The organism is Brevundimonas sp. CURTG3B2_SDJG, assembly GCF_057364705.1.
This window is the reverse complement of sequence record NZ_JBNFOJ010000186.1, coordinates 1-6,077: the sequence shown is the minus strand read 5'-3', so window position 1 is coordinate 6,077 and position 6,077 is coordinate 1. Positions and strand designations below refer to the sequence as shown.

At 68.9% G+C, this 6,077-nt stretch carries 6 protein-coding genes; 1 reads left to right on the top strand and 5 read right to left on the bottom strand.

All coding sequences use genetic code 11. The annotated features are described in order from the left end of the window. Positions 1–574: glycine zipper family protein (locus AC2W7C_RS12535; RefSeq protein ID WP_486001742.1), on the top strand; the 574-nt coding region annotated here is incomplete at its 5' end. 164 nt (positions 575–738) lie between these two features. On the opposite strand, the gene AC2W7C_RS12530 is transcribed toward AC2W7C_RS12535, so the two are convergent. The 5 genes from AC2W7C_RS12530 to AC2W7C_RS12510 form a co-directional block, all read right to left on the bottom strand. Beyond that, positions 739–1,053, bottom strand: coding sequence for a hypothetical protein (locus AC2W7C_RS12530; protein WP_486001741.1), 315 nt, complete (start codon positions 1,051–1,053; stop codon positions 739–741). 58 nt (positions 1,054–1,111) lie between these two features. Beyond that, entirely contained in the window at positions 1,112–1,444 is a 333-nt protein-coding gene (locus AC2W7C_RS12525) for an SAM-dependent methyltransferase (protein WP_486001740.1), read from the bottom strand. Positions 1,445–1,653: 209 nt separating this feature from the next. Beyond that, positions 1,654–4,398, bottom strand: coding sequence for a valine--tRNA ligase (locus tag AC2W7C_RS12520; protein ID WP_486001739.1), 2,745 nt, complete (start codon positions 4,396–4,398; stop codon positions 1,654–1,656). An 87-nt stretch (positions 4,399–4,485) separates the two neighbouring features. Beyond that, positions 4,486–5,136 carry a DUF2497 domain-containing protein gene (locus AC2W7C_RS12515; protein ID WP_486001738.1) on the bottom strand — a complete coding sequence of 217 codons (651 nt, stop codon included), beginning with the start codon at positions 5,134–5,136 and terminating at the stop codon, positions 4,486–4,488. A 145-nt stretch (positions 5,137–5,281) separates the two neighbouring features. Next, on the bottom strand, positions 5,282–6,077 hold a 796-nt coding region (locus tag AC2W7C_RS12510), incomplete at its 5' end, for a TolC family protein (protein WP_486001737.1).

Below are 6,077 nucleotides of genomic sequence, written 5' to 3'. Positions count from 1 at the left end.
GCCCCTCGCGGCCGCCGGCCTGCTCCTGGCCCCCCGGCGTCCGCCTCGGCCCCAGTCTTACAGCTATCAGGGCGACCGGTACGGCTACGGCTACGATCAGCGCTACGACCAGGACCGCTACGGTCGGGACCGCTACGGTTACGACCGGTACGACAACTACGACTATTGCCGCAGCGACCGCAACCAGCGCCGCGCCGCCGGCGCGACCATCGGGGCCGGTCTCGGCGCCGTGGCGGGCTCTCAGTTGGCCGCGCGCGGCCGCCGCACCGAAGGCAGCATCCTGGGCGGGGTCCTGGGCGCGGCGATCGGAGCCGGGGTCGGCAACGACTCCTCGCGCCGCTGCGAGACCTACTACGACCAGTCCCGCTCGGGCGGCTATTACGACGACCGCGGCTACGACAGGGACTACTACGACAACCGGTACGACGACCGGTACCGCTATGACAACGGGTACCGCTACGAGGACCGCGGCCGGTACGACAGCCGCTACGGCTGCCGCACGGTCGAAAGCCGCAGCCGCGATTGGAACGGCCGCCTGGTGACCCGCTACGAAGAGGTCTGCGACGGCTACTGACGAGATCGCGTCGTCGATTAATTATCAGCCCCCCTGTCGATCGGCGATGTGACGGAGGCCCCCCGATGGAGAAATCCGTCGGGGGCTTTTCCTTTTTGGTGGACCGCGCTCGTCGGCCCTGCGGGACCTCCCGACCCGACGCGGTCTGGGACAGGATGCGCTTCCTAGGCGCTCAAGCAGCGAGCCGCCGCGCGGCGAGCGTTAGCGCCCCGAAGCGGCGCGTCAGCGCCGCTTCGCCCAAAGAAGATGTTCGATGTTCCCATCGCCGCCGGCATGGGGCTTTCGGTCGTGGCCTGAACCGCCCAGCCCTGCCTCTCCAGCCACTCCCGGACGCGGTCCAGAGCGGCCTGGCGGGCGTCGGCGTCCTTGACCAGGCCGCCGCGGCCCACATCAGCGCGGTTGTCCATCTCGAACTGCGGCTTGACCAGGGTGACCAGGTCGGCGTCCGGGGCGGCCAGGGCCAGGGCCGCGGGCAGCACCTTGGCCAGGCCGATGAAGCTGGCGTCGCAGACGACCAGGCCCGGGCGCCCTGCGGGATCAGGTCCGCCGTTCAGCGCGCGGGCGTCCGTCTTCTCCAGGTTGGGTCACCCGCGGATCGTCCGCCAGCCGCGGGTGCAGTTGTCCCTGCCCCACGTCGACGGCGAACACCCGCGCCGCGCCGCGCTCCAGGCAGACCTGGGTGAAGCCGCCCGTCGAGGCGCCGATGTCCAGGACGGTCCGGCCCGCGACCTTGATCGGCCAGAGCGTCAGGGCGTGGTCCAGCTTCAGCGCCGCCCGCCCGACGAAACGGTGGGCGTCGGCGTAGGTGATCTCGGCGTCCTCGGCCACGACCTGTGAGGCCGCCTTGGCCGGCCGGCCATCGACCGTCACGCCCCCCGCTTCGATGGCCGCCTTGGCCCGCGCCCGGCTTTTCGGCCAGGCCGCGGGCGACGAGGAGTTGGTCGAGTCGTCATCGTTCCTCCCCGTTCCGGGGAGGGGGACCATCCGAAGGACGGTGGAGGGGTGTCGAAGCGAGCGCGGAGCCGGCGCCCCTCCCCCACGCTGCGCGTGGTCCCCTCCCCTGAAGGGGAGGAATGCGCTCACCCCACCGTGTCCAGGCGGGCGAGCGCCGCCTCCAGCTTGGCCTTGCCCGCTTCGGCCTCGGTCAGCTTCTGACGCTGCTCGTCGACGACCTCGGGCGCGGCGCGAGCCACGAAATTGGGATTGCCCAGCTTCTTGTTCACGTGGCCGATATCGCTGTCGAAGACGGCGATTTCCTTGATCAGACGCGCGCGCTCGGCGTCCAGATCGACCAGTCCCTCCAGGGGCAGGAAGGCCGACGAACCGGCCACCAGCAGGGCGATGGATCCCGCCGGCTGGGTGCTCGCGGTCGTGATCTCGCTGAGCCGCGCCAGGGTCCGGATCAGGTCGCCGTGCCGATCGAACAGGGCCTTGTTCTCCGTCGTGGGATTGTGGAGGGCCAAGACCAGCTTGGCGGCCGGAGGCACCCCGATCTCCGCCCGGCTGGATCGAAGCTGGGTGACCGCCGAGATCAGCCAGTTGATCTCCTCGGCGGCGTCGCGATCGAAATAGCTGTCGGGCAAGGCGGGCCAGGCCGCGCCGATCAGAAGAGGCTCCGCGCGCGGCGCGCCCTCGTCGGCCAGCTTGTCCCACAGCTCCTCGGTGATGAACGGCGTCACCGGGTGCATCAGCTTCAAGGTCTGGTCCAGCGTCCAGGCGGTCATGGCCCGTGTCTCGGCCTTGGCCGCCTCGTTCGCGCCCTGGAACACCGGCTTGGCCAGTTCCAGATACCAGTCGCAGAACACGTTCCACACGAAGCGGTACAGCGCCGAGGCGGCGTCGTCGAAGCGGCCGTCCTCCAGCGCCCTGGAAATCTGGCGTTCGGCCTTGGTCAGTTCGTCGCGGACCCAACGGTTGATCGTCTGCTCGACGGCCGCCGGGTCGAAGCCTTCGACGCGCTTCGCCTCGTTCATCTGGGCGAAGCGAGCCGCGTTCCACAACTTTGTTCCAAAGTTGCGATAACCTTCAATACGTTGCTTCGACAACTTGATGTCGCGCGTGCCCGACAGGATGGCCATGGTGAAGCGCAGCGGGTCGGCGCCCAGCTCGTCGATGATGCCCAGGGGATCGATGACGTTCCCCTTGGACTTCGACATCTTCTGGCCCTTCTCGTCGCGGACCAGACCATTGATGATCACGCGCCGGAACGGAACTTCATCCATGAAGTGAAGTCCCATCATCATCATTCGGGCGACCCAGAAGAAGATGATGTCGGCGGCCGTGACCAGGTCCGAGGTCGGATAGAAGCGCTCCAGGTCCTCGGTCTTCTCGGGCCAGCCCATGGTCGAGAACGGCCAGAGGGCCGAGCTGAACCAGGTGTCGAGAACGTCCTCGTCCTGGGTCAGGGCGACCTCGGAATCGTAGTCCGACAGCGCCTGCTCGCGCGCCTCTTCCTCGGTCTCGGCGACATAGATCTCGCCGTTCGGGCCGTACCAGGCGGGGATGCGGTGACCCCACCAGAGCTGGCGCGAGATGCACCAGGGCTCGATGTTGCGCAGCCACTCGAAATAGATCTTCTCGTAGCTCTTCGGCTCGAAGACGGTGTCGCCCTGCTCCACCGCCTTGATGGCCGGCTGGGCCAGGGTGTGGGCGTCGACGTACCACTGGTCCGTCAGCCAGGGCTCGATGACCACGCCCGACCGGTCGCCGTGCGGGACCATGTGGCGGGTCTTCTCGATCTCCTTCAGCCAGCCCTCCTCCTCCGCGCGCGAGACGATGGCCTTGCGGGCGGCGAAGCGGTCCATGCCCTCGTACTCGGAGGGCACGTCCGACGTGTCGGCGGAGGTGATCCGGCCGAAGGCGTCCATGACGTTGAGGGCCGGCAGCCCGGCGCGCTTGCCGACGCCGAAGTCGTTGAAGTCGTGCGCTGGGGTGATCTTCACCGCGCCCGAGCCCTTGGTCGGGTCGGCGTAGTCGTCGGCCACGATCGGGATGCGGCGGCCGACGATGGGCAGGGTCACGAACTTGCCGACCAGCCCCGCATAGCGCTCATCCTCTGGATGCACCGCCACGCCGGTGTCGCCCAGCATGGTCTCGGGTCGGGTGGTGGCGACAACGATGTAATCGCGGGTCTCCCACTCCGTCGCCCTGCCGTCCGCGTCGAAGGCGATCGGATGCTCGTAGGTCACGCCGTCGGCCAGCGGATAGGCGAAATGCCAGTAGGCGCCGTCGACCTCCTTCTGCTCGACCTCCAGGTCCGAGATGGCGGTCTGGAAATGCGGGTCCCAGTTCACCAGCCGCTTGTCACGGTAGATCAGGCCGTCCTTGTAGAGCTGGACGAAGACCTTGCGGACGGCGGCGTTCAGGCCCTCATCGAGGGTGAAGCGCTCGCGCGACCAGTCGCAGGACGAGCCCAGGCGGCGCAGCTGCCGCACGATGGTACCTCCGGACTCGGCCTTCCACTCCCAGACCTTGTCGACGAAGGTCTCGCGGCCCATCTCGCGCCGTCCGATGTTGCCGGCGGCCGCCAACTGGCGCTCGACCACCATCTGGGTGGCGATGCCGGCGTGGTCGGTGCCGGGCAGCCACAGGACGGCCTTGCCCTTCATCCGGTGATAGCGGGCCAAAATGTCCTGAAGCGTGTTGTTCAGCGCGTGGCCGATGTGCAGCGAACCCGTCACGTTCGGCGGCGGGATGACGATCGAATAGGCGTCCGCGGCTCCGTCCGTAGCGGTCGCGGCGCGTGGCGCGAACAGGCCGGAGTCCTCCCACATCGCGTACAAGCGGGGTTCGGCGGATTTCGGATCGAAGGTCTTGTCGAGCATGGAGGGGTCTTACGCCAAAAAGAAGAAGGGCGGCTCCGCCTGGAGCCGCCCCGGAATGATCTAGCCTTGATCAGGTCGCAGGTGAAGCTAGCCGGCGGAGCGGGCGATGCGTTCGACTTCCTTGCGTACCTGGGCCTCGACGATGGCCGGCAGATTGGCGTCCAGCCATTCCTTCAGCATCGGGCGCAGCAGCGACCGGGCCAGTTCGTCGATGGTCGGGCCCGAGGGGATGGAGACGTCCATGGGTTCGGTCTTCTTCAGCGAGGAAGCGAAGCCGGCGAAAGCCGAGGCGGCGCTGGCCGCGGCGCTGTCGCCGACCAGGGTGTCATAGCCGCCGGACGTGACAGGCTGATGTTCGGGAGCCTGGGCCTCGGAGGCCGGGGCGTAGACCGACTCGCTGAGAGTGGGCTCGGCGGGGAACGGCTCGGGTTCGGCGGGCGAGACATCCAGGTCGCCGATGGTTTCCGCCGGCTCCTCATAGGTGTCGGTCAGCTCCAGCACGTCCTCCTCGGACGCGGCAGGTTCCTGCACCGACGGGGTCTCGTCCATCAGGGCGGCCGACACGGGCTCGGTTTCGGGTTCGGGCTGGGGTTCGGGTTCAGACGCCGGAGCGGCCTCTTCCTGAGCCGGAGCCGCGGCCGCGGCGGTCTCGGCCGGGGCGTCGTCCTCGGAGATGATCCGGCGGATCGACGCCAGGATCTCCTCCATCGTCGGTTCCTGAGCGGTCTGGTCGGTCATGGCGAAACCCCGGATCGCACGCATCCGCGCACGGACAAGTCAAAAAGCCGAACGCGGAGAGGAGCCCCTCCGCGTCAGGTTGTCGTCGCATCAACGCCCGCCGGAATCAACGGGCGTTTTCGCCTGAAGGGCGAACGCCGTCCGCTCAGTCGCGCGGGGCGGTCTGAACGATCTCGGACTTCAGCTGGGCGTCCACCGGAGCGTCCGGTGCGTCCTCGGCCGGGCGGACCGCCGGAGCGGCCACCCGGTCGATGGCCTCGATCACGCCGTCCCACGGCAGGCCGCCGCGATTGCGGACCCGGTTGTAGTTGGCGGCCGGGTCGTAGACCGTCAGGGTCGGATCCAGGTCCGCGCCTTCCAGCTTGCCCATGGCGGCCAGCAGGTTGGCCTGGGCGACGTATTCGTTGCGCTGGGCGCTGGCCAGGTCGACTTCGGCGTTCCGCAGCTCCAGCTCGCCGTTCAGCACGTCCAGGGTGGTGCGCAGGCCGACCTGCGCCTCCTGGCGGACGCCTTCGGCGGCGATGGTGGCGAAGCGCACGGCCTCGCGGCCCGCCTGCAGGTTGGAGCGGGCGGAGATGGCCTGGGCGTAGGCGGTGCTGACCGACTGCAGCGTGTTGCGGCGCTCGCCTTCGACGTTGATCTGGGCGGCGTTGGCGCGCTCCAGCGCCGCGGCGACGCGCGAGCTGTTCAGGCCGCCGGTGAACAGCGGCACCGAAACGGTGGCGCCGGCGCGGAACTCGGTGTTGTCGACCAAGTCGCCGAAGCGGCCCAGGTCGCCGGTCGAGCCGCCGTACGACGCGGTCAGGCTGGCCGAGGGCAGATACTGCGCCTTGGCCGCGGCGACGTTGGCTCGGCGGCGCGCAGGGTCCAGCCCGCGGCGCGGACGCCGGGGTTGTCCTGCAGGGGCGACGTCCAGGGCGTTGTCGAAGTCCGTGGGCACG